This is a genomic window from Embleya sp. NPDC005971 (genome assembly GCF_040629175.1).
Classification (GTDB): Bacteria; Actinomycetota; Actinomycetes; order Streptomycetales; family Streptomycetaceae; genus Embleya.
Window position 1 is genome coordinate 630606 of the sequence record NZ_JBEXUX010000001.1, and the last position, 21268, is coordinate 651873.

The window sequence follows — 21268 nt, forward strand, 5'->3', positions numbered from 1 at the left end:
GCGCGTCGGCCGACCGCAGCCCCGACCGGCGGGTAGTGTGTTGATATTCCAGGTGGTTGGCAAGAGGGGCTTCTACGTGCGTGTTCTCGTCGCCGGTGGCGGCATAGGTGGACTGGCTGTGGCACTGAGCCTGTACGACGCGGGCATCACCGAAGTGACGGTGATCGACGCGGCACTGAGAATCCGGCCCCTCGGGCTGGGGATCAGCCTCCTGCCCCACGCGGTGCGCGAACTCGCCGAACTCGACCTCTACCACCCGATCGCCAACCTGGGTGTGCCGCTGTCCGGCGTGGCCTATCCCGACCGGGCGGCCGAGCGCGTGGTGCTCGCGCCGCGCGGCCAGCGGGCCGGCTTCCTGTGGCCGCATCTGTCGGTGCACCGCGGCGAGTTGCAGGTCGCCCTGCTGCGCGCGGTCTACCAGCGACTGGGGCGCTCGGCGGTGCGCACGGGCTCGCGGCTGACCGGGTTCGACCAGGACGACGACGGCGTGACCGCGTACTTCGTCGACGGCGCGGAGCGGCCCTGGCAGGAGCGGGCCGACGTGCTGATCGGGGCGGACGGGATCAACTCGGCGACCCGCGCGACGCTGTTGCCGCAGGAGGGCTCCCCGGTCGCGCAGCCGCGCATCCTGATGCGTGGCACCACCCGCTGTGCGCCGTTCGCCGACGGGCACACGATGATCATGACCGCCCACGGCGAGGCGCGCTTCATGGCGCACCCGATCAAGCCGATCGACCCCCGGGACGGGACCACGCTCACCAACTGGCTCGCGGAGCTGCCCGATCGGCAATCGGCCGGCGAGCTCGGCGACACCGGCTGGAACGGGCCCGCGGACCTGCGCCGGCTCACCCGGGTCTTCCGCGGCTGGAGCATCGCCGGCGCGGACGTCGGCGCGATGGTCAGGACGCCGACCGAAGCCTCGGGCTATCCCTTGGTGACCCGACCGCCGCTGGACCAGTGGTCGTTCGGCCGGGTCACCCTGCTCGGCGACGCGGCCCACCCGATGTACCCCTACGTGCTCGGCGGCGCGTCCGAGTCGATCGTCGACGCGCGGGTGCTGGCCCGCTCGTTGGTCTCGTACCGGGATCCGGTCGAAGCCCTGGAGGTGTACGAGCGGGCCCGGTTGCCCCTGAACAAGTGGCTGCAACTGATCGGCCACGGACGGGTGCCCAGGGCCGCCGACGCGACCGGCCCGCTGACCGCCACCGAGGAGATCGGCGGCATCATCGGGGCCTACGGCCACCTGCCCGGACACGATCCGGCCGGCCTGAACGAGCGGCCCTCGTACAGCCTCGCGCCCGCCTGAGCCCGACCCCGGCGCGGGCGCCGGCGAGCGGGCCGCTCACACCCCGGCGTCGGTGACCAGGATGTGCACGACCACCCGCTGCTGCCCGGTCTGCCGGCGCACCTCGGCGGTGACCGCCGCGCGCACCTCGCGGGCCACGTCCAGCACCCGATGGTCCGCCGCCGCGCGAAACTGCACGTCCACGTGCAGGATTCCGTCGAGCACGCGCGTGGTCACCCCGGGGACCCGGCGCTGGATCAGGCCGCCCGAGACCTGGGCGACCGCGTCCAGCAGGCCCGGTTGCAGGTCCACCACGCCCGGCACGGTCAGCGCCGCGCTGCCGGCGGTGGTCCGGGCCAGGATGGACATCTCGCGCGAGATGCGCGTCGCGGGCTGCCTCATCGGTTCGCCTCCCGGTCCCCGGCGGCCGACTCCAGGCCCACCACGTCCACGTCCACCTTCGCCACTTCCAACCCCAGTCGTTCGCTCGCGGCCCGGCGCACCCGCTCGCGCAGCCGATCGGCCAGCGCGTGGATCGGCTCGCCGTAGGGCACGCCGACCGACAACCGCACGGTGACCGGTCCCGGCACCGCCGCGCCCGCCCGGTTCTCGTACGGCCGGATCCGGCAACTGCGGGCCTGCACACCGGGTTCGGCGTCCACCGCCGCGCGCAGCGTACGCGCCGCCGCGCTCTCGGTCAGCGTCAACTGCTCGTCCGGCTCGCCCAGCGGCAGCAGCCGGCCGGTGTGCAACTCGGCCCGGACCAGGCGCATCACCCGCACGCCCAGGTCGTCCGGTACCGGGACCGGCAACTCGGCCCATTCGCGGGTGACCTGGTCGAGCACCGAGTGGTCGCGCAGCAGCGCCTGGCATTCGGGACACGAGCGCTCGTGCTCGTCCGACCCGCCCGCGGCGGCGTGTTCGAGCACCGCCTCGGGATCTCGCCCGCACGGCAGCAGGTTCGGATCCGGCTCGGCGTCCGCCGACCCGGCCGGTGTCCGGTCGTGCCGGGTCGTCGCGAGCAGTTCCGCCGCGGACGGCAGCCGCAGTGCCTCGGGCACGTCGCCCGCCTCGTTCGTCACGTCCACGGCCGCATCGCCTCCGCCAGGGTCTGTCGTGCTCGGAAGATCCTGCCTCGGACCGCGTTCGCCCCGATGCCCACGGCCGCCGCGATCTCGTCGTAGCTCTGCCCGTGCAACTCGCGCAGAACCCAACAGGCGCGCTGCTCCTCGGTGAGCGTGGTCATCGCCTCCTGAAGCGCCTTGAGCGCCGCCGACCCCTCCGCCCGTCGCTCCGGATTGTCCGCCATCTGCTCTATCGCCCGATCCGGCACCTGGTCCAGGCCGACCGTGGGCCGTCTGGTCCGGGCGATGTTCAACGCGCGGTTGGTGACGATGCGATACATCCAGGTCAGGAACGACGATTCGGCACGGAACCCGGGCAGGCGACGCCAAGCGCTGATGAACGCCTCCTGGACCGCGTCCTCCGCGTCCGTGGGGCGTCCCAGGATGCGCAACGCGAGCGTGTACAGGGAACGACCGTGCCGACGCATCAGCACCTCGAATGCCTCGGCGTCGCCCTCTTGAGCCCGCACCACCAGGGTGCCCTCGTCGAGCTCGGCCTCGTCGGCCATCGGCTTCCCTCCTCGTCCCAACCCGGCGACGGTACTGCGCGCGAGGGCACAACACGAGAACCGCCACCCCACGGCGAGGCGCGGGTCCGGATGCGGCCCGGGAACCGCCCGGCGGGATAGCGTCGGATTCCGCGAAACATCCTCCGAACGACGCGTGACGTTCGCCCGGTGTGTGTGTCGTACAGGTGTGGTGAACCCGGCAAGGGGCACCGATGACAGGCGGGACCGAGTGGGGTTCCGGTCGCATGGTTCGGGCAGTCGAGGAAGGAAGTGCGCCGATGGCGGACACAACGACCCAGAGCAAGACCGGCACGCAGGCGCTCCAGAAGGACGAGGAGCGTTCGCCGGCGGGCGGGGCTCGTTCCACGGAGGTCGTCAGGCTGGCCACCGAGAAGGGCCGCACGTCCATCGCGGACGGCGTGGTCGCCAAGATCGCGGGCATCGCCGCCCGGGAGATCCCGGGCGTGTACGCGCTCGGTGGGGGCGCCGCCCGAGCGTTCGGCGCGGTGCGTCAGCGCATCCCGGGGGGCAAGCCCAACGTCGCGCAGGGTGTCAGCGTCGAGGTGGGCGAGCGGCAGTGTGCCGTGGATCTCAACATCGTGGTGGATTACGGCGTGCCCATCGCCGAATTGGCGCAAGCGGTCCGAGAGAATGTGATCGACTCCGTCGAGCGGATGACCGCGCTCGAAGTGGTCGAGGTCAACATCGCGGTGGACGACATCCACATCGAGTACGACGGAGACGACTCCAAGGAGCGCCAGCTTCAGTGACGGTCGGGCCCGGCGACGACGCGCGGCGACAACTGCTGCGCGAGTACCGGGAATTCATCCGCGCGAGTCATCCCGACCGGGGGGGTGACCCGGAGGAATTCGTCGCCGGGCTGGAGCGGTTCAGAGCGCTGATCGACGCGGCCGGGCCACCGGCGCCGGTTCGCTCGGGGGCCGCGGCGGAGACCACGGTCTACCGCCGCGGCCGGTTGCCGGGGCGGCTCTGGCGGCAGTTGGCGGAGCGGCATCGACGGCGCAACAACCCGCGCGTCGAGTAGCGGGCGGGGTGCGAGGCGGCTCGGCGGAATCCGTACGGCCCTTCGGCACCCGACCCGACGGGCGTCGACGACAACCGTCGACAACAACCAATGGTCGGTTCAGTGAGGAGTCGTTCGCCAATGACTACACCCATGGTCGGCCTGCTGGTCGGCATGGCCCTCGGCCTGGCCGCCGCGCTCGGCGGGTTCGGGGCCTTTCTCCTGGTCGCCGCGCTCGGGGTGGTCGGTTTCCTGGTCGGCCGCTTCCTGGACGGCGACCTGGACCTCGGCGAGCTGTTCAGCTCGCGCAACCGGCGGCGCTGATGCGCGCGGTACCGGCGGAGGGCCTGGCGCCGGCCGCGCATCGCGGAGTGTTGCAGATCGGCGGGCGCGTGGTGGAGAAGATCGCCGCCCGTGCCGCGCGCGCGGCCACCACCGAGGCCGCGCCGGACACCGTGCTGCGCGCCCCGCGGGCGGGCGCCACCATGCACCACGACCACGCGACGGTCAACCTCGACGTGGACGTGCCCTATCCCGGGCCGGTGGTCGAGATCGCTCGGACCATTCGGCAACGGGTGCGCGCCGACGTGGAATACCTGACCGGCATGCCGGTGGTCCGGGTGGACGTGACGGTCGGCCGGTTGACCCGTGGGGGGCACGGCAAGAGGAGAGTGGAGTGAGCCTGGAGGCTGCGCCGGAGGCGCCCTCGGGTGCCTCGCCGGCCGAGACGTCGGCGGGTACGACCGACGACTGGGGTGACGGCGCGAAGGTACGCCGAGCCTGGTCGCCGCGCGGCTTTCCGGCCGGGCTGGTCGCGCTGCTCGTGGGCGGGGTCGCGGGCACCGCGCTGTACATCGGGGTGACGGCCCGGATCGACCGGGCCCCGCGCTGGTCCCGCGACCTGCTGGAGCGCGCCCAGACGCACGTGTGGCGGGACGACGCGACCATCATCGCCGGGCTGATCGCCGCGGTGCTGGGGCTGTGGCTGATCCTGCTCGCGCTCACCCCGGGCCGGCGCAGTCTGCTGCGGCTGCGCTCGCCGGGCGACGCGATGACCGTCTACATGACCAGGCGCACCGCCGCCTCGTTCCTGCGGCACACCGCGCTGGCCTCCTCGGGCGTGTTGGACGCGCGGGTGCGGATGGGTCGACGCAAGGCGGTGCTGCGGGTGGACTACCACTTCCGCGATCCGGACGATCTGCACGACGAGTTGATCGAACGGCTGGAGGAACGCGCCAACGCGCTCACGCTGGCCCGGGTGCCGCGGGTGGATCTGCGCCTGCAGCCGGTGAGCGGGAGGTGAGGCGGGCATGCGTACGGTGACCAACCGGATCCTGCTCTTCCTGGTCGGGCTGGGCCTGATCGGCGGCGGGCTCGGGCTCGCCGCGCGCGGCCGGGGCTGGTATCCCGATCTGGTGCACACGGCGGACAAGCCGTTCATCACCACCAGTCAGGCCGAGCGGCTGACCGACCACGGCTGGTGGTGGTGGGTCGCCTTCGGTGCGCCGGGACTGCTCCTGCTGCTCGCGTTGTGGTGGCTGATCGCCCAGTTCGGCCGGCGGCCGGTGCGGTCGCTCCGGGTGCGCGACACCACGGCCGGGGCCGGCGACGGCCCGTCGGGGCTGGGCACCGGCTTCGGCATGGTGGGCGACGAGGCGGACACCCTGACGGTGACCGGGAACGCGCTCGCCGACGCGATCGAGGACGACCTGTCCTACGTGGACGGCATCGAACACATCTCGGCGCACCTGGTCCGCCGTCGGCACGGCCCGACGCTGCGGGTCCTGGTCCGGGCCGAACCGGGCGCGGAACCACGCGCGTTGCTGAGCGCGGTGCGCGATCGGGTGTTGCCCAACGCGCGCGAGGCGGTGGGCCTGTCCACGCTGCCCACGGTGCTGACCCTGCGGACCAGCCGGGGCCTGCCCAAGCGGCATCTGGACTAGGACGTGCTCGTGGGCCCGGGACGGGTGTCCCGGGCCCTTTCGGGTTCAGCTTCCGGGCCCACGTCGGGTCACAGCGAGCGGGTCAGGCCGCCGTCGACCGGGATCATCACGCCGCTCAGGTAGGACGCGGCCGGGGACAGGGTGAACGCGGCCACCCGGCCGAATTCCTCCGGAGTGCCGTAGCGGGCCAGCGGGATGGACTGGGCGTGCCGGGTCCGGCTCGCCTCCGCGTCGCCGCTCAGGCCGTCCAACTCGCGCACCCGGTCGGTGTCGATCCGGCCGGGCAGCAGCCCGAACACCCGGATGCCGCGCGGGCCCAGCTCGTCGGCCAGCGTCTTGGCCACCATCGCCAGGCCCGGGCGCAGGCCGTTGGAGACGCCGAGCCCGGGGATCGGTTGGCGCACCGACGAGGACAACACGAAGCCGATCGAACCGCCGTTGCCCAGCGCCGAGGCGGTGGCCCGGGCGAGCCGGACCGCGCCCAGGAACACCGACTCGAACGCGTCCCGCCACTGGTCGTCCTCGATCGCGGTGATCGCCCCGGCGGGCGGGCCGCCGACGCTCACCAACGCCCCGTCGAGCCGCTCGAATCGGGCCAGCGCCGCGGCGACCAGCCGTTCGGCGGTACCGCTCTCGCCGTTGTCGGCGGCGATCCCCAGCGCCTGTTCGGGGCCGCCCAGTTCGGCGACGGCCTCCGCCGCGCGTTTTTCGTCCCGTCCGGTGACCACCACTCGGGCGCCGTCGTCCACCAGCGCGCGGGCGGTGGCGAGGCCGAGGCCGCGGGTGCCGCCGGTGACCAGATATACGCGATCGCGCAGTCCTAGATCCATGCCCCCATCCTGCCCGCTGTCGGCCCCCACGCGGGGTAATTGACCGGTCATCAGGTCGGCCGGTCGTTACCCTCGGGGGCATGACCGAGCAGATCGATGTGGTGCGGGAGTGGATCCGGGCGGCCGACGACGGGGTGACCGTGCTCACCGGCGCGGGCATCTCCACCGACTCCGGCATTCCCGACTATCGGGGCCCGCAGGGCGTGTGGACCAAGGACCCGGACGCGGAGAAGCTGGTCACCTACGGCTACTACATGGGCGACGAGGACATCCGCCGCCGTTCGTGGTTGTTGCGCCGGGACAACCCCGCGCGCCTGGCCGGGCCCAACGCGGGTCACGCCGCGCTGGTGGCGCTGGAACGGGCCGGTCGGCTCAACGCGTTGATCACCCAGAACGTGGACGGCCTGCATCTGCGGGCGGGCACCGGCCCGGAGAAGATCATCGAGCTGCACGGCACCATGTTCTACGTGGTGTGTACCGACTGCGACGCGCGCACGACCCTGGACACGGCCCTGGAGCGGGTGGCGATGGGCGAGGACGACCCGCGCTGCGTGCGGTGCGGCGGGATCCAGAAGACCGCGACGATCATGTTCGGCCAGGGGCTGGACCACGGGGTGCTGGAGCGGGCCGCGATCGCCGCGCAGATCGGCGACGTGTTCCTCGCCATCGGCACCACGCTCCAGGTCGAGCCCGCCGCGTCGCTGTGTCGGGTGGCCCGGGAGGCGGGCGCCAAGCTGGTGATCGTCAACGCGGGGGAGACGCCCTACGACCGGGTCGCCGACGCGGTGATCCGCGAGCCGATCGGCGACGTGCTCCCGGAGTTGGTCAAGGGGTTGTGACCGCGCTCGCGGCCCGGGGCGCCGCCGGTCAGACCTTGGCCGGTTGTTCCTCGGGCGAGGCGGCCGAGGTGTCCTCGTCCAGCGCGGCCAGTTCGCTCTCCAGCTCCTTGGCCTCGCTGCGCACCAGCTTGACCAGCATCGCCACCAGGGCGAACGCGAAGATCCACCACTGGACCGCGTAGGCCAGGTGCGGGCCCAGGTCCTCGTCGTCCGGTTCCGGGATCAGCGCCGGCGCTTTCGCGGCCATCGGGGTCTGCTCGGTGAGTTCGACATAGCCGCCGAGGATCGGGTGCGGCAGCTTCGCGGCCAGTTCGAAGCCGGAGATCCGCATCACCAGGCCGTCGGGCAGCGCCAGATCGCGGATGCCGGAGTCCTTGCGGGTCTCGTCCGGACGCAGCCGACCGGTCACCGTGACCTGACCGGTCGGCGCCGGCGGCACCTCGGGTCGGTCGGTGGCGGTGGCCGGGTTCTTCACCCAGCCGCGATCGACCAGGAGCGCCCGACCGTCGGCGGTGATCAGCGGGGTGACCACATAGAAACCGGGGACGCCGTCCTGCGAGCGGTTGCGGGCGAGCATCTCGTGCTCGGTGTCGTACCTGCCGGTCGCCGTGACCCGGCGCCACTGCAGATCGCCGGGCAACTTGCGGCCCACCGCGAGGAGCTCCTGTGCGGGCACCGGCTTGCGCTCGATGTTGGCGCTGATCAGGTCGTTGTGCGCGACCTTGTGCTCGTGCCGGTGGAACTGCCAGAAGCCGAGCTCGACCATGATCGGGACCAGCACGAGGACGAGCAGCGCCATCGCGATCCAGCGCGGGGTCAGCAGGAAGCGGTACACCCGAGCACGGTACCCCTCGGTGTGCCCGGTGCGTCCCGCCGGGTGCGTGCGGGCGGCCTCGGGCGCGGCGCGACGCGGTGTGCCGCGGGTCGCCGGGCGAGGCCGGCGCGCCCGGCCGGCGACCCGACGTCGGTGCCGGTGTCCCGCTTTCCAGGTCGGCAGCCGGCCGGTCGGTCCCGCCGATAGGCTTCCGGCACGCCGTCTCCCGGTTCATTGCCCGCGACTCCCGGTAGACCGGGTGCGGACGCGGCATTCGATTCACCCCGTGCGGGGAGTCGGCCGGCCTCGGGAGTCCCACAGCCTCGGGAGTCACACAACATGGAAGGTCCGTCGCGCGATCCGGTGCCCGGTCGACGCGGTACCGCCGGTCACTGGTTCGGGCTGATCGGGCTCGCCGCGCTCGCGTTCGTCTCGATCGGCTTGTTGTCCTGGATCCTCCCGCTCGTGGCCGGAGTTCGCACCCGCAGGCGCTGGGACTGGGTGGTCCTGACGGGGGTCGCGGTGAGTGTGGTCCTCGCCTTCGTGTGCCTGGCCGTGGGCAGCGAGACGGACGACGAGAAGGCCGCGCGCGAGGCGCTGGGCGGGCCCGAACCGCAGACGATCCTGGACGACGTCGGGACGATCATGCTGCTCGTGCTGATGGTCGCGGTGCCGATCTGGTGGTGCGTCAGGTCGGCCCGCTGGGCCAAGGCGATGGGCGGGCACCAGCCGCACCCGCAGGCCGGTTACGCGCCGTGGCAGCAGGGGCCCGTCGGGCCGCACCCGCGTCCGCACCCGCAGTCGATGCCCTACCGTCCGGCGCCGCCGCCGCAGGCCCCGCCCGGGTACCTCCGGCCCGCCCCGCCCGTCGGGCCCGCCGACTCGCGCGGGCCGGTCGCTCCGCCGCCCGCCGCCGGGCCGCCGCCCCTCGACGATCCCGCCGCGCGGGCCCGGGCCCGGTTGCAGGGCCTCAGCGAACGGCTGCGCGAGCAGGACGGCGGCAATCCCGGAGGACCTCGATGAGCATTCCCGGACGTGTGATCGCGGGCCGCTACGAACTGTCCGCGGCGATCGGTCGCGGCGGCATGGGGCAGGTCTGGAAGGCGTACGACCAGACCCTCCAGCGCCGGGTCGCGGTCAAGTTGCTGCGCACCGACCTGGTGGACACCGCCGGCGACCGCGGCGCGATGGAACGACGCTTCCTGCGCGAATGCCGGGTCACCGCGGGCATCGACCACCCGGGCCTGGTCACCGTGTTCGACGGCGGCGCCGACGAGGGCGAGCTGTATCTGGTGATGCAGCTCCTGGACGGCTGCGACCTGGCCGATCTGATCGCCGAGAACCAACCGGTGCCGTGGGAGTGGGCGGTCGCGGTGGCCGCGCAGATCTGTTCGGTGCTGGCCGCGGTGCACGCGGTGCCGGTGGTGCACCGCGACCTCAAGCCGCGCAACGTGATGGTCCGCCGGGACGGCACGGTCAAGGTACTCGACCTGGGTGTGGCCGCGGTGCTCGACCCGGAGTCGACCAAGCTGACCACGACCGGGGCGATGCCGGGCTCACCCGCGTACATGGCGCCCGAGCAGATGAACGGCATCGTCGAGCCGCGCACCGACCTGTACGCGCTCGGCTGCCTGCTCTACGAAATGCTGGCCGGACAGGCGCCGTTCGCCGGGCCGACGATGGCCTCGGTGATGCTCGGACACCTCAACGGCACCCCGGAGCCGCTCGGCGCCCGGCGCCCGGACATCCCCGCCGGGCTGGACCGGCTCGTGCTGCACCTGCTGGGCAAGCAGCCCGATCAGCGGCCCGCGAACGCGCAGGAGGTCTACCGACTGCTCGCGCCGCTGTTGCCGGTGGGCAGCGGCGACGCGCTGGCGCCGACCGCGCCGATGGACCCGACCCGCCCGCTGCGCTTCCCGGCCGCGCCGCAGCCGCTGCCGGGGCTGCCGGGGCCGGTACGCGCGGCGGTGCCCGACCGGCCGGCGGCGCCCTGGGCGATGAGTGCCGGCCCCGCGGCGTACCCGCCGCGCCCGGATCCGGACTGGGCCGCGGTGCCCTCCGCCGCGCCGCCCACGCCGGACGTGCGCAGCGCGCTGGACGAGGCCAATCGGCTGCTCGGCGAGGGCGCGTTGACCCAGGCCGTGGACGTGCTCGGCGCGGCCCTGCCGGTCGCCATCGCCCGGCACGGGGAACACGACCCGCTCGTCCTGGGGTTGCGTCAGGCACTCGCCGACACGTTGCTGGCGGACCGTCGGTTCCGGCGCGCGCTCCCGGAGTTGCAGTACCTCGCCGGGGTGTTCGCGGCCTCCGGCGGGCCGACCGACGCGGAGGCGATGGAGTACGGCCGACAGGTCGCGGCGTGCCTGGAGGAATTGGGCGAACTGCCCGCCGCGCTGGGGGAGTACCGGCGACTGCTGGACCTGCATCGACGAGTCCCGGACGCCGACGTGTACCAGGGGTTCGACCTGCGCGAGCGGATCGGGTTGTTGCTCGCCGCGCTGGGCGACCCGTACCAGTCCGAGAGCGTGCTGGTGCCGCTGCTGGCCGAGCAGGAGCACCGCCTGGGCCCGCAACACCCGCGGGTGTCCACGCTGCGCCAACACCTGGCCCGGATCCACGGGGTGACCGGCTTCCGCCGACGGTGACGCCCGGGCGGCCTGCGGGTGTCGGGCCGGGTGCCGGGCGGTGACGGGTACGGGTGATCGATGCCGACGTGGGCGAAGGCGCACATTTTCTGCCACTTGTCGTGCCTGTGCTCTTCCGCCCGGGGGTCGCCATGGGCGACCGTGGAGACATCGACGCGCACGAAGGGGGACGTGGCGATGGAACTGCCCGAGCTGTCCCTGCCCTGGTTCGTACTCGGTGTCGCCGGCGCGGTGTTGTCCCTGTCGCTGCCCTGGTTCCAGACCCGGACCCACCGCCGGGCCCGCGCGCTCGACTTCGACGAGTCGCGCTACGCCGGCACGCCCGACACCGTCTTCCGGGTCCCGATCACCCCGCTCAAGGTCTACGCGGAGCCGGTCGCGGTGCGCGCGGTCGGCCTGCCGCTCGGTGTCGCCGGCGCGGTGCTGTTCCTGGTGTTCGGCCTGTGGCCGTCCATGCTGACCTGGTCGGTGTGCGGCGCGGTGACCATCGTGCTCACGCCGGTGCGGCGGGCGTTGGGCCTGCGGGTGACCCACCGGATCGCCCGGGACGTGTCCTTTCGCAACGGGCCGCTGCGCGATCGGGACGGCACGGTGATCGCCGAGCAGACCTGGCCGCAGGTGGTGCGCACCTGGTACCGGCACGAGTATCGGGACCGGCCGCCGGGCGAGGACGACCTCTCGGTCGCGGTGCTCGGCAAGTTCTGGTGGCTGGCCGGTCATCTGCTGTGCTGGCCGGTGACGTTGCCGGGCACCCAGATCGTGCAGACCGCGATGTGCCAGAACCCGGCCTGGGCGCTGGGGCATGTGGGCGACGACGCGGGCGCGCCGTGGCTCGCGGATCTGGGCGAGGCCCGCACCCCCGGGCAGCGCGACCCGCACGGAAAGGCTCGGCAGACCGCCCCGGACGGGTGACGCCCGCACGGGTGACCACACCCCCCACCCGATCGTTGGGCCGGTGTGACGCGAAATGTCTCCATGATCCGGATCGCGGCGGCGTCCTTCGCCGGCACCTCGATCGAGTTCTACGATTTCTTCGTCTACGGCACGGCCGCGGCCCTGGTGCTCGGGCCGCTGTTCTTTCCCGGCTTCTCACCGATCGCGGGCACCCTCGCGGCATTCGCCACCTACGCGGTGGGCTTCGTCTCGCGGCCGTTGGGCTCGGTGTTGTTCGGTCGGTTGGGCGATCGGCGCGGGCGGCGTCCGGTCCTGGTCGGCTCGTTGTTGCTGACCGGCGTCGCGACCGTGCTGGTCGGGTTGTTGCCCACCTACGACCGGATCGGCCTGGCCGCGCCGATCCTGCTCGTGCTGCTGCGTTTTTGCCAGGGGCTGGGGGTCGGCGGCGAATGGGGCGGCGCGGTGTTGCTGGCGGCCGAGCACGCGCCGCCGGGACGCCGGGCGTTGTGGGGCAGCTTCCCGCAGGCGGGTCCCGCGATCGGGTTCCTGCTCGCCAACGGCATCATGCTGACCCTGTCGGGGGCGCTGACCGAGGCCCAGTTCCAGGCGTGGGGTTGGCGGGTGCCGTTCCTGTTCGCCGGCGTGCTCGCGGGCCTGGGGCTGCTGCTGCGCGCCTCGATCGAGGAGACCCCGGCGTTCGTCGAACTGGCCGCCGCGAACGAGTTGTCGGCGAGCCCCTTCACCGAGGTGGTGCGCGGGCACTGGCGGCTGATCCTGCTCGTCGCCGGGGCGCTGACCTGCGGCTACGTGGGCTTCTACCTGACCACGACGTGGTCGCTGCACTACGCCACCGACAGGCTGGCGGTCGGGCGCACCACGATGCTCGCGTGCATCATGGTCGCGGTGGTGGGCAAGGCCGCGGCCACGCCGTTGTTCGCGTTGCTGGGTGATCGGTACGGGCGCAAGCCGCTGTGCGTGGCGGGTTGTGCGGCGATGGGGTTGTGGGCGTTCCCGATGCTGGGGCTGCTGGCCACCGGTGAGCCGATGTGGATGACGCTGGCCTGCCTGGGCACGCTGATCGCCTTCATCACGATGTTCTCGGTGGTCGGCACGTACCTGTCGGAGTTGTTCGAACCGCGCGTGCGGTGCACCGGCGCGTCCACCGCGTACAACCTGGGCGGCGTCCTCGGGGGCGCGCTGACCCCGATCGTGGCCACCGAACTGGCCCGGGGCGACGGCACCCCGTGGAGCGTCGCGGCCTATCTCGCGGCGGCTTCGGTGCTCAGCGTGGCGTGCTTCTCGGCGCTGCCGGAGACCCGCGCGGTGCCGGCCTGGGAGGGACGACCGGCGACCGCCTGATGCGGAGGCGGCGGCGGCTTCCCGGTGCGCCGGCGATCCGCGCTGTCGGCGGTGATCGATCTTCCTTCGTCGGCCGTTGTGGGTCAGGCTGCGGCCATGGAATCCAGTGATGTCGAACAGGCCCGCGCACGGCACGTGCGGATCGCCGAGCGGCTGCTCGCGGCGGTGAGCGCGGGCGACCGGGGCGCCCAGGTGGCCTGCTACCACCCGGACGTGGTGCTCGAATTCCCCTACGCCGACCCGCCCGTGCGGATCGAGGGCCGGGACACGGTGGACGCCTATCTGAAGGTCGCGCTCGGCATCTTCGAGCTGCGCCTGACGGTGACCCGGGTCCACGACTGCGTGGACCCGGACACCGTGATCGTCGAGTTCACCGGCGAGGGGCGGGCCAGGCCCACCGACCGCGCCTACGCGAACACCTACATCGTGGTGCTGGCCTTCCGGGAGGGTCTGGTGGTCGGCCAGCGCGAGTTCTACAACCCGGTGCCGGCCGCCCGGGCCTTGACCGCGACGCCCGCCAACTGAGGCAGCTTCACCTCGGGGTCGCCGAGCCGGCCCTCGGGGCCCCACACGTCCACCGGGACCAGGCGGGCGGGCAACAGTTCCAGGCCGCCGAAGATGGCCAGGATGCCGTCGTGCGAACGGGCGTGCATCTTCTGCACGTTGGACGAGTACTCGCTGAGCGCACGATCCATTCCGGCCGGGCGCTCCTCGCTGCGGTGCGCGTGCGAGAGGGCCAGGTGGCTGCCGGGCACCGTCGCGTCCATGTACCGGCGCACCACGCCCGCCGGGTCCGCCTCGTCGGGGAGGAAGTGCAGCACCGACACGACCAGCACCCCGACCGGCTGGGAGAAGTCGATCAGCCTGCGCACCTCGGGCGAATCGATCACCTTGGCCGGGTCGGTCAGGTCGGCGCCCACGACCGTCGCGTTCGGGTTGTTCGCGAGCAGGGCCTGGCTGTGCGCGACCGCGACCGGGTCGTTGTCCACGTAGACCACCCGCGCGTCCGGATCGGCCTTGTGCGCGATCTCGTGCACGTTGCCCACCGTCGGGATGCCCGAGCCCAGGTCCAGGAACTGCCGGATGCCCAGATCCAGCAGGTGGTGCACGGCGCGGGTGAGGAACACCCGGTTCCCGCGCAGCACGTCGCGCAGCTCGGGCATCGCCTGGGTGACCAGTTCGGCGGCCTCGCGGTCGACCGCGAAGTTGTGCGCGCCGCCGAGTGCGTAGTCGTAGACGCGGGCCACGCTGGCGCGCGTGATGTCGATGTGCTCTGGAGCCCAGTCCGGTCGAGTCATGGCTCGGACTCTAAAGCGTGCGGACTCGATGCACCGGAAAAATCGCCCGCTCGACGGTTGGAAGCCCTGTGCAAGGCGTCACACCCGCACGGTTGGCCCGCCCGCCCGGACATCGCGGCGGTCCCGGCGTCGACCGGATCGAAACGATGGGTTCCGATCTCGGACGCCGGGATCGCCGCCGGGTGGCCGCGGTTACGGCTTGACGCTCAGCGCGCCCACGAACGCGGGGCACTTGTCCGCGCCGACCGGGATGTCCTCGGGCGCCAGCGGTGCCCACACCTGGTCGACCCGGGGGCCCACCCGCGCCGCGATCGGGGCCAGCGCCGCCAGGTCGAAGCCGTACAACTTCGCCGCGTTGCCGCCGACCATGGCCGCGACCTCGACCGGGTCGATGCCGTTGTAGGTCAGTTGCAACGCCTCGCGGCTGAACGGATGGCTGGCCTCCTTGTGCGGGTAGTCGCTGCCCCACATGATCCGGTCCACGCCCACCTGGTAGCGCAGCTTGGCCTCGGCCGGGCGCTGGAAGCTGGCCCCGACGTGGCACTGCCGGGCCCAGTACTCGCTGGGCTTGAGGTCCATCCGGCCCACCAGCGCGCTGCCCCACTCGTATTCCTGCGAGCCGACCGCGGTGCTCATCCGGTGCCAGTAGTAGTCCAGCCGCCGGGTCTCCTCCGGGATCCAGGCGGTGCCCTGCTCGGTGAAGACGAACTGCAGCTCCGGGTGGCGATCCATCGCGCCGGAGACCACCAGGTGGGTGAACGCGCGGTGCGCCCACCAGGACACCTCGGTCAGGAACACCACCTTGTCCACGTCGGTGTCCCCGGCCGGCGGCGCGGCCGAGCCGGTGTGGTGGTTCACCGGCATGCCCAACTCCTCGCACACCCGCCACAACGGCTCGTAGTGCGCGTAGTCGAACATCGGCACCAGGCCGGAACCGGGCGGAGTGCCGGGCAGCAGTACGCCGCCGGTGAGCCCGGCCTCCTTGGCCCAGCGGATCTCCTCCACCGCGGCCGGGATGTCGTGCAGCATGATCTGCACGATGCCCGCCCGGCGTCCGGGCGTCGCCGCGCAGAAGTCGACCATCCAGCGGTTGTGCGCCTTCAGCCCCTCCCAACGCAGCGCCAGATCGCCCGCGTTCGCGGCCGGCGGCTGGTCGGTGAGCGAGGGCTTGGGGAAGAACGGCGGCACGGTGTTGGGAAAGACGACCTCCGCCACCACCCCGTCCGCCTCCAGGTCGCGCATGCGTCGGTCGGAGTCCCAGTTGCGCGGACCCAGATCGCCCTTGAGGTCCTCGTAGGGAATCTCGTAGCCGCTCACCCAGGTGTCGAACTCGGCGTGCAGGCGCGCGGGCAGGTAGTCGCGGTAGCCGTGGATCTCGCCGCCGCCGTGGCAGTCGGCCGAGATCACCGTGTACCGCTCGGGGTGGTCACCGGTCGGGGGGCCGCTCGGGACGAGGAGCGGGGTGGTGCTGTCAGTCATGGGGGATCAGACCTCCAGGGCTTCCGCGTTGGGGTTGATCGCGGCGCCCGTGTCGTGTCCGGTGAGCCAGTGCCGGCCGATCTCGGCGGCGGCGGCCCACTTGGTCGTCAGGTCCTTCGCCGACCCGTCCTCGTTCACCTGACCGAGTGTCGCGGGGGTGACCCCGACCCGCTCGGCATGCGGCCTGAGGGCGGCCAGGTCGAAGCCGTACACATCCGCGACCGCCTCGCCGAGCATCACCCGCGTCTCGGCGATCGGGACGTCGGAGAAGGTCTTGCGCAGGATGTTGAGCGTCTCGGGCCAGGTGCCCTCGGGGTGCGGGAAATCGTTACCCCAGCAGATGTTGCCGACACCGATTTCGTAGCGCATGCCGATCTCGCGCCGCTTGGTGTTGGACGCGCCGATGAAGCAGTTGCGGTCGAAGTACTCGCTCGGGAGCAGCTTGATCTCCTCGAAGCCGGCCAACTTGGCCGCCCCACGCGAGCCCAACAGCAACCGGTCGGTGAACCACAGCAGGTTGCCCACCCACCAGCAACCCGCCTCGGTCACCCCGAACCGCAGCCGCGGGAAGCGCTCGAACACGCCGGACCACAGCAGGAACCACAACGGCCGGGACGGCCACCAGGTGACCTCGGTGACGTAGATGCCCAGGTGGTTCCCGTACGCCTCGCGGTCGGCCGGACCCGAGTGGGTGACCACCGGGAGCTCCAGGTCCTCGCACAGCGCCCACACCGGGTCGTATCTGCGGTCGTGGTACGGCGTCTGGTTCATCCACATCGCCGGGATCATCACCGCGCCCAGGCCGTCCGCCTTGATCCGGCGGATCTCCGCGAGCACGTCCTCGATCGCGGCGGTGATCGGGATCAGCGCGACCCCGCGCCGCCGTTCCGGGCTGGTCTTGCACAACTCGGCCAGCCAGCGGTTGTGCGCCTGCGCGCCGGCCAGGCCCAGCTCCGGATCCATGTCGCCGGACAGGCCCAGACCCGCGCCGAACGGTACGCAGGTACGCGACTCGACCGCGTCGGCGTCCGGGAAGATCACCTCGCCGACCACGCCGTCCTTGTCCAACTCCAGGTCGCGCCGGTCCACTTCCCAACCGCTGCGCAGCACCTCCTCGTTGGTCTCGAACCAGTTCGCCGCGAAGTCCTCGTTGCGCACGCCCAGGTCGGTGATCGCCTTGAGCTGGGCCTCGCGCTCGGACATGAACCGGTCGAACGCGGGGTGGTGTTTCGTGGCGAGGTAGTCGCGATACAGCTCGGTCGGCAGCCCGGCGTGGGTGTCGGAGGAGATGATCGTGTAGGGGGTGGTGAGTTCGCTCGGGTCGGCTTGGCTGCTCTGCTCGGTGTTTTCGGTCATCGTCACTCACTTGTCCAGGACGAAGGTTTCGAGGTACGAGGGGTTGCTGCGGGCGAGCATGCTCTGCGACCGCGCGGTGATCTGTCCGTCGCTGTGCTCGCTGGCCGGCATGATCCAGAACCGGTTCTCCCGGATGCCCTGGAGCACGTCGGCCGCGACCGACTCGACCGGGGTGAACTCGATCTCCTGCCCCGAGTCGCGCATCGCCTTCTCCCACGCGTCGAGCGTGTTGTACGGCGTCTTGCGCGGCACCGACTTGGCGAACCGCTCGGGCCGGTTGCGGTAGGACTCCCACAGGCCGGTGCGCAACATCTTGGGGCCGGGGAACAGCACGGACGCGCCGAGTTGCGCGCGCACCTGGCCGAGTTGGGCGTACAGCGCCTCGGTCATGGTCACCACCGCGGCCTTGGTGGTCGCGTACACCGACGCGTTCGGCAGCGGCGCGATGCCGCCGTCGCCGGAGGAGGTGTTCACGATGTGGCCGGGGGTGTTCTGCGCGAGCATGCGCGGGACGAACGCCTGGATGCCGTTGAAGACGCCGAACACGTTGACGGCGAAGCACCAGTCCCAGTCCTTGGGGTCGTGCTCCCACATCTTGCCCTCGGAGCCCGAGCCGATCCCGGCGTTGTTGCACAGCACGTGCACCGCGCCGAAGTGCTCGAACGCGGCGTCGGCGAGCCCGAACACCGATTCGCGCACCGACACGTCCACGATGTGCCCGATCGCGTCACCGCCCGCTTCGGTGATCCGCGCGACGGCCTTGTCCAGCGCGCCCTGCTCGATGTCGCCGAGCACGACCTTCATGCCCTCGGCGCTGAACCGCTCGGCCATCGCGAGTCCGATGCCGCTCGCGGCGCCGGTGACGACGGCGACTCTGCCGTCGAATTCCTGCAGCATGTGTCACGATCCCTTGTTGTCGTTGCCGCCTTGCGCTGCTCTGCCGTGGCTTGGCCCGGCCTGTTCTGCCCGGGCCCGTATTGCCTTGCCGGGGTGGCTACTTCGCGGCAGGCGGCGGGTCGTCGGTGATCTGCTGCACGTCGTCGTAGCGCTGGTGGATGTACGGCAGCACCAGGTCGGCCTTGACGTGCTCGGCGACGAAGCCCTGCTGGTCCGAGGTGCGCTCGCTGAGCGTGATCGAGATCAGCTTGCGCACCGGCAGGTCGGCGACCGGGTCGAAGTCCGAATCGCGCAGGATCACCTCGCCGTCCAGGCGGTGGGCGGTGCGGGTGCGCTCGTTGCGGGTGACGTGCACCAGCATCGGGTCGGCGTCGAAGCCGTCGCCGTCCACGGCGGGCAGGAACTTGTAATAGAAGCTCAGCGTCTGTCGCGGCTCGGGAGTGGCCAGTTCCTCGACCACCGTGCCGCGCACCTCGACGTAGGTGACGCCCATCCGGTTCACCGTGGCCACGACCCGGTCGCCGTCCCGCTCGACCTTGACGTCGGCCAGCTTCTTCGGCTCGCCGAACACCTCGCGACCGCCGATCACCGCGCGCTCGGTGGTCATCGGCATGGTGAGCGTGTAGTCGCCCTCGATGTCGCCGTGCTTGCAGCGGACCGCGACCGCGCCCGCGCCGAGCGGGTAGCCGTTGATGTCGCAGCCGGAGATGTTCACCCGCACCAGGGGCCGGTCCGCGGGGACCAGCGGCGGCGGCAGGATCGCCGCGATCACCTCGGGGTCGGTCTCCCAGATCGCCATCACACCGGTGGACCAGATCTCCGGGAGGCTGGACCGTTCCCGGGAGGACTTCTTCAGCGTCTCCGCCGGCCGGGCGCCGTATCGAATGCGTGCCACGTACCTCACCTCTTCCGCTCGTGCGAGGGCTGCGCGCGCACCGGCGGGCTCGCCGGTTCCGCGGTTCCGTGCGCAGTGGTGTTGGTTGCTCTGTAACACTGTTACACCGGTGGGTCGGCGAGGTAAAGACCTTCGGCGCGGTTGCCCGTGTATCGGGCGGGCCGGTCCGGACGCGAGAATGGGACGTGATGGACAGGATCACGCGAGACACCGTGCTCGACACCGCCATGCGTCTGGTCATGGAATCCGGTATCGAGAACCTCAGCATGCGCAAGCTGGCCGCCGAGTTGGGCGTCGCCGTCACCTCGATCTACTGGCACGTGGGCAACCGCGACGTGCTGGTGGATCAATTGGTGGACCGGGTGATCGCGGACATGGGCGCCATCTCGGTGGACGGGAGCACGCCGGTCGAGCGGGTGGTGTCGATCGCTCGATCGTGTCGGCGGATGATCCTGGACCGCCCGCACCTGGTCGGTCTGGTCCGCGAGCGCGGCCTGGAATCGGTGATGATGTTGCCCGCCCGCAAGGCGCTCGTGCACGAGATGACGGCGGCCGGGCTGCACGGCGCACGGGCGGGCGAGGCGGTACAGGCGGTGCAGTACCAGATCGCCGGCTTCGTGATGCTGGAGCGGGCCCTGGAGAACAGCGCGGCCGAACCGCCGGCGGTGGATCACTGGCGGGGCGAGTTGGCGATCGAGGACCCGGAACTGGCGGCGAGCCTGAGCAACGTCACCGATGGTGATCGGCTGTTCGTGTTGTCGGTACGGGCGCTGGTGGAGTCGCTGTTGGGGTGAGGGCGCCCGGTGGCAAAGTCGCCCTCGAGTGGCGTGCGGTGGTCGGTCAGGGCACGCGCGGCGGGGGGCCGGCCAGGATTCGACGCCAGGCGGTGGGGGACAGGGCCTCGCGGGTCTCCCGGGCGTCGATCCGGGCCAGGGTGCGGCCGGGAGCGGTCAGCAGGGCGGTGGTCAGCAGGAGTGCGCCGCCGATTCGGCGCGGTTCGTGACGCAGGCTCAGGGCCTCCTCGACCGTGTCCCGGTACGGACCGCGGCGCAGCACGACGCGGACCAGTTCGCGGCCGGCCCGACGCCGGCCCGCGCGGGCGGCGCTGGTCAGTGCGCCGGGCGCCTGCCGGGTGCGTACGTCCGGACGACCCCACGGCATCGACGCCGGCGCCTCGCCTCGGGAGACCGCGATCAGCGCCGCGACCAGGTCGGTGCCACTGGCGGCGGCGTTGCCCGGCTCGGTCAGATAGGGACGTACGTCGAGCCAGGCGGGGCCGTGCGCGGTCCGCACCGCGTCCAGCGACAGGCCGCCGTGCCAGCCGAGGTGGCCGCCGAGCATCGCGATCTGCTCGCGTACCTCGGGCAGCACCACGCTGCGTCTGACCGCGCTCCCGTGCAGGTGTTCGTACGCGTGCACCGCGACCAGCCGGCCGTGCTCGAAGACCGTCTGGGCGGACAGGACCGGGCCGTCGGCGGGCTCCTGCACCAGCACGCCGGCGCCGTCCAGGAAGGCGCCGTCCTGCTCCAACGTGTCGGCCAGTCGCAGGAGTTGCTCGCGTCGCTCGACCCGGTACGCGGCCGGCAGCGTCTTCACGTGGAGCGGCGGGTCGGCGACCTGGCGCAACTCCTCGGCGGTGTGCACCACCACCGTCCCGGCCGGCTGCGGCATCGCGATCTCGGTGAGCGTGTTCGCCGCCGACGCCCGATCCGCGACCCGGCGCAGCGCGGCGAACGGCGGTACGGCCAGGGCCACCCCGTGCGCGGTGATGCGCTCCGGCTCGCGGGCGAGTACCGCCACGTGTGCGTTCGTGGGCAGCAGCACCTCGTGCGGCTCGGCGCGCAGCACCGCCTCGGTTCGGGCCAGCCACGCCCAGGGGTCCGCGCCGAAGGGCGGTACCTCGTGCACCACCGACACCGACCGCGGGCGGCCGAGAACCGGCCGACCGGGCGGTGCGAGCACCGCCACGTCCTGCCCTGATCGCCCGATCGCCATCGCGATCTGACGTGACGTCACTCCGAAGCCGTCCCCTAGCAGCACGCGCACGGGGGTCATCCTGGCACGAACGTGTGTCCGG

At 72.0% G+C, this 21268-nt stretch carries 25 protein-coding genes; 14 read left to right on the forward strand and 11 right to left on the reverse strand.

All coding sequences use genetic code 11. The features are described from left to right. Nucleotides 1–76 precede the first annotated feature (76 nt). Entirely contained in the window at nucleotides 77–1306 is a 1230-nt protein-coding gene (locus ABZ374_RS02725; protein ID WP_360305291.1) for an FAD-dependent monooxygenase, read from the forward strand. 36 nt (nucleotides 1307–1342) lie between these two features. Here the strand turns inward: ABZ374_RS02725 and ABZ374_RS02730 are convergent, their stop codons facing one another. The 3 genes from ABZ374_RS02730 to ABZ374_RS02740 are packed head-to-tail and all read right to left on the reverse strand — an operon-like array spanning nucleotide 1343 to nucleotide 2918. Further along, nucleotides 1343–1687, reverse strand: coding sequence for an Asp23/Gls24 family envelope stress response protein (locus ABZ374_RS02730; protein WP_360305293.1), 345 nt, complete (start codon nucleotides 1685–1687; stop codon nucleotides 1343–1345). Then, nucleotides 1684–2373 (reverse strand): Asp23/Gls24 family envelope stress response protein, encoded by a 690-nt coding sequence (locus tag ABZ374_RS02735; RefSeq protein WP_360305295.1) that lies wholly within the window; start codon nucleotides 2371–2373, stop codon nucleotides 1684–1686. The genes ABZ374_RS02730 and ABZ374_RS02735 overlap by 4 nt, the downstream gene beginning before the upstream one ends. Beyond that, on the reverse strand, nucleotides 2364–2918 hold the full coding sequence (locus ABZ374_RS02740; RefSeq protein ID WP_360305297.1) for a sigma-70 family RNA polymerase sigma factor: 555 nt from the start codon (nucleotides 2916–2918) through the stop codon (nucleotides 2364–2366). The genes ABZ374_RS02735 and ABZ374_RS02740 overlap by 10 nt, the downstream gene beginning before the upstream one ends. 278 nt (nucleotides 2919–3196) lie before the next feature. Between ABZ374_RS02740 and ABZ374_RS02745 the strand changes: the two genes are divergently transcribed. From ABZ374_RS02745 to ABZ374_RS02770, 6 genes are all read left to right on the forward strand, one after another. Beyond that, nucleotides 3197–3688 (forward strand): Asp23/Gls24 family envelope stress response protein, encoded by a 492-nt coding sequence (locus ABZ374_RS02745; RefSeq protein ID WP_360305299.1) that lies wholly within the window; start codon nucleotides 3197–3199, stop codon nucleotides 3686–3688. Further along, complete coding sequence (locus ABZ374_RS02750) at nucleotides 3685–3963, forward strand: hypothetical protein (protein WP_360305301.1); 279 nt, start codon at nucleotides 3685–3687, stop codon at nucleotides 3961–3963. The genes ABZ374_RS02745 and ABZ374_RS02750 overlap by 4 nt, the downstream gene beginning before the upstream one ends. Before the next feature lie 120 nt (nucleotides 3964–4083). Further along, the gene (locus ABZ374_RS02755) at nucleotides 4084–4266 is read left to right on the forward strand and encodes a hypothetical protein (RefSeq protein WP_078977717.1); all 183 of its coding nucleotides are present in this window, start codon (nucleotides 4084–4086) and stop codon (nucleotides 4264–4266) included. After that, nucleotides 4266–4622: an Asp23/Gls24 family envelope stress response protein gene (locus tag ABZ374_RS02760; protein WP_360305303.1), complete on the forward strand. Its 357-nt coding sequence runs from the start codon at nucleotides 4266–4268 to the stop codon at nucleotides 4620–4622. Before ABZ374_RS02755 ends, ABZ374_RS02760 begins: the two co-directional genes overlap by 1 nt. Continuing rightward, on the forward strand, nucleotides 4619–5245 hold the full coding sequence (locus ABZ374_RS02765; RefSeq protein ID WP_360305305.1) for a DUF6286 domain-containing protein: 627 nt from the start codon (nucleotides 4619–4621) through the stop codon (nucleotides 5243–5245). Before ABZ374_RS02760 ends, ABZ374_RS02765 begins: the two co-directional genes overlap by 4 nt. Nucleotides 5246–5252: 7 nt before the next feature. Next, nucleotides 5253–5885 carry a hypothetical protein gene (locus tag ABZ374_RS02770; protein WP_360305307.1) on the forward strand — a complete coding sequence of 211 codons (633 nt, stop codon included), beginning with the start codon at nucleotides 5253–5255 and terminating at the stop codon, nucleotides 5883–5885. 68 nt (nucleotides 5886–5953) lie between these two features. On the opposite strand, the gene ABZ374_RS02775 is transcribed toward ABZ374_RS02770, so the two are convergent. Beyond that, entirely contained in the window at nucleotides 5954–6715 is a 762-nt protein-coding gene (locus tag ABZ374_RS02775) for an SDR family oxidoreductase (RefSeq protein ID WP_360305309.1), read from the reverse strand. A gap of 80 nt (nucleotides 6716–6795) precedes the next feature. Between ABZ374_RS02775 and ABZ374_RS02780 the strand changes: the two genes are divergently transcribed. Then, entirely contained in the window at nucleotides 6796–7554 is a 759-nt protein-coding gene (locus tag ABZ374_RS02780; RefSeq protein ID WP_360305311.1) for a Sir2 family NAD-dependent protein deacetylase, read from the forward strand. Between the two features lie 28 nt (nucleotides 7555–7582). Here ABZ374_RS02780 and ABZ374_RS02785 read toward each other — a convergent pair whose 3' ends face one another. Continuing rightward, nucleotides 7583–8389 carry an SURF1 family protein gene (locus ABZ374_RS02785; RefSeq protein ID WP_360305313.1) on the reverse strand — a complete coding sequence of 269 codons (807 nt, stop codon included), beginning with the start codon at nucleotides 8387–8389 and terminating at the stop codon, nucleotides 7583–7585. Between the two features lie 318 nt (nucleotides 8390–8707). Between ABZ374_RS02785 and ABZ374_RS02790 the strand changes: the two genes are divergently transcribed. The 5 genes from ABZ374_RS02790 (at nucleotide 8708) to ABZ374_RS02810 (ending at nucleotide 13791) form a co-directional block, all read left to right on the forward strand. Next, entirely contained in the window at nucleotides 8708–9391 is a 684-nt protein-coding gene (locus ABZ374_RS02790; RefSeq protein ID WP_360305315.1) for a hypothetical protein, read from the forward strand. Next, complete coding sequence (locus ABZ374_RS02795; protein WP_360305317.1) at nucleotides 9388–11013, forward strand: protein kinase; 1626 nt, start codon at nucleotides 9388–9390, stop codon at nucleotides 11011–11013. Before ABZ374_RS02790 ends, ABZ374_RS02795 begins: the two co-directional genes overlap by 4 nt. Before the next feature lie 177 nt (nucleotides 11014–11190). After that, the gene (locus tag ABZ374_RS02800) at nucleotides 11191–11925 is read left to right on the forward strand and encodes a hypothetical protein (protein WP_360305319.1); all 735 of its coding nucleotides are present in this window, start codon (nucleotides 11191–11193) and stop codon (nucleotides 11923–11925) included. A gap of 63 nt (nucleotides 11926–11988) precedes the next feature. Continuing rightward, nucleotides 11989–13266: an MFS transporter gene (locus tag ABZ374_RS02805; protein ID WP_360305321.1), complete on the forward strand. Its 1278-nt coding sequence runs from the start codon at nucleotides 11989–11991 to the stop codon at nucleotides 13264–13266. Nucleotides 13267–13362: 96 nt separating this feature from the next. Continuing rightward, nucleotides 13363–13791, forward strand: coding sequence for a nuclear transport factor 2 family protein (locus ABZ374_RS02810; RefSeq protein ID WP_360305323.1), 429 nt, complete (start codon nucleotides 13363–13365; stop codon nucleotides 13789–13791). Here ABZ374_RS02810 and ABZ374_RS02815 read toward each other — a convergent pair. The 5 genes from ABZ374_RS02815 to ABZ374_RS02835 all read right to left on the reverse strand — a co-directional run bounded on the left by ABZ374_RS02815 (nucleotide 13740) and on the right by ABZ374_RS02835 (nucleotide 19191). Beyond that, complete coding sequence (locus ABZ374_RS02815) at nucleotides 13740–14564, reverse strand: SAM-dependent methyltransferase (RefSeq protein WP_360305325.1); 825 nt, start codon at nucleotides 14562–14564, stop codon at nucleotides 13740–13742. The two genes, ABZ374_RS02810 and ABZ374_RS02815, sit on opposite strands and share 52 nt — an antisense overlap. A gap of 192 nt (nucleotides 14565–14756) precedes the next feature. After that, nucleotides 14757–16043, reverse strand: a complete 1287-nt coding sequence (locus tag ABZ374_RS02820) for an amidohydrolase family protein (RefSeq protein ID WP_360305327.1) — start codon at nucleotides 16041–16043, stop codon at nucleotides 14757–14759. 6 nt (nucleotides 16044–16049) lie between these two features. Next, on the reverse strand, nucleotides 16050–17399 hold the full coding sequence (locus ABZ374_RS02825) for an amidohydrolase family protein (RefSeq protein WP_360305329.1): 1350 nt from the start codon (nucleotides 17397–17399) through the stop codon (nucleotides 16050–16052). A 6-nt stretch (nucleotides 17400–17405) separates the two neighbouring features. Next, nucleotides 17406–18293: an SDR family NAD(P)-dependent oxidoreductase gene (locus ABZ374_RS02830; protein WP_360305493.1), complete on the reverse strand. Its 888-nt coding sequence runs from the start codon at nucleotides 18291–18293 to the stop codon at nucleotides 17406–17408. 100 nt (nucleotides 18294–18393) lie between these two features. Beyond that, nucleotides 18394–19191 carry an acetoacetate decarboxylase family protein gene (locus ABZ374_RS02835; RefSeq protein ID WP_360305331.1) on the reverse strand — a complete coding sequence of 266 codons (798 nt, stop codon included), beginning with the start codon at nucleotides 19189–19191 and terminating at the stop codon, nucleotides 18394–18396. Between the two features lie 188 nt (nucleotides 19192–19379). Between ABZ374_RS02835 and ABZ374_RS02840 the strand changes: the two genes are divergently transcribed. Then, nucleotides 19380–19985 (forward strand): TetR family transcriptional regulator, encoded by a 606-nt coding sequence (locus tag ABZ374_RS02840; RefSeq protein ID WP_360305333.1) that lies wholly within the window; start codon nucleotides 19380–19382, stop codon nucleotides 19983–19985. A 46-nt stretch (nucleotides 19986–20031) separates the two neighbouring features. Here the strand turns inward: ABZ374_RS02840 and ABZ374_RS02845 are convergent, their stop codons facing one another. After that, complete coding sequence (locus ABZ374_RS02845) at nucleotides 20032–21237, reverse strand: hypothetical protein (protein WP_360305335.1); 1206 nt, start codon at nucleotides 21235–21237, stop codon at nucleotides 20032–20034. Nucleotides 21238–21268 lie beyond the last annotated feature (31 nt).

Excerpts from the sequence above, each read along its gene's own strand:
- ABZ374_RS02730 (WP_360305293.1), bottom strand. The coding sequence starts at position 1,687 with ATGAGGCAGCCCGCGACGCGCATCTCGCGCGAGATGTCCATCCTGGCC.
- ABZ374_RS02740 (WP_360305297.1), bottom strand. The coding sequence starts at position 2,918 with ATGGCCGACGAGGCCGAGCTCGACGAGGGCACCCTGGTGGTGCGGGCT.
- ABZ374_RS02745 (WP_360305299.1), top strand. The coding sequence starts at position 3,197 with ATGGCGGACACAACGACCCAGAGCAAGACCGGCACGCAGGCGCTCCAG.
- ABZ374_RS02755 (WP_078977717.1), top strand. The coding sequence starts at position 4,084 with ATGACTACACCCATGGTCGGCCTGCTGGTCGGCATGGCCCTCGGCCTG.
- ABZ374_RS02760 (WP_360305303.1), top strand. The coding sequence starts at position 4,266 with ATGCGCGCGGTACCGGCGGAGGGCCTGGCGCCGGCCGCGCATCGCGGA.
- ABZ374_RS02770 (WP_360305307.1), top strand. The coding sequence starts at position 5,253 with ATGCGTACGGTGACCAACCGGATCCTGCTCTTCCTGGTCGGGCTGGGC.
- ABZ374_RS02775 (WP_360305309.1), bottom strand. The coding sequence starts at position 6,715 with ATGGATCTAGGACTGCGCGATCGCGTATATCTGGTCACCGGCGGCACC.
- ABZ374_RS02780 (WP_360305311.1), top strand. The coding sequence starts at position 6,796 with ATGACCGAGCAGATCGATGTGGTGCGGGAGTGGATCCGGGCGGCCGAC.
- ABZ374_RS02790 (WP_360305315.1), top strand. The coding sequence starts at position 8,708 with ATGGAAGGTCCGTCGCGCGATCCGGTGCCCGGTCGACGCGGTACCGCC.
- ABZ374_RS02795 (WP_360305317.1), top strand. The coding sequence starts at position 9,388 with ATGAGCATTCCCGGACGTGTGATCGCGGGCCGCTACGAACTGTCCGCG.
- ABZ374_RS02800 (WP_360305319.1), top strand. The coding sequence starts at position 11,191 with ATGGAACTGCCCGAGCTGTCCCTGCCCTGGTTCGTACTCGGTGTCGCC.
- ABZ374_RS02805 (WP_360305321.1), top strand. The coding sequence starts at position 11,989 with ATGATCCGGATCGCGGCGGCGTCCTTCGCCGGCACCTCGATCGAGTTC.
- ABZ374_RS02810 (WP_360305323.1), top strand. The coding sequence starts at position 13,363 with ATGGAATCCAGTGATGTCGAACAGGCCCGCGCACGGCACGTGCGGATC.
- ABZ374_RS02815 (WP_360305325.1), bottom strand. The coding sequence starts at position 14,564 with ATGACTCGACCGGACTGGGCTCCAGAGCACATCGACATCACGCGCGCC.
- ABZ374_RS02820 (WP_360305327.1), bottom strand. The coding sequence starts at position 16,043 with ATGACTGACAGCACCACCCCGCTCCTCGTCCCGAGCGGCCCCCCGACC.
- ABZ374_RS02825 (WP_360305329.1), bottom strand. The coding sequence starts at position 17,399 with ATGACCGAAAACACCGAGCAGAGCAGCCAAGCCGACCCGAGCGAACTC.
- ABZ374_RS02840 (WP_360305333.1), top strand. The coding sequence starts at position 19,380 with ATGGACAGGATCACGCGAGACACCGTGCTCGACACCGCCATGCGTCTG.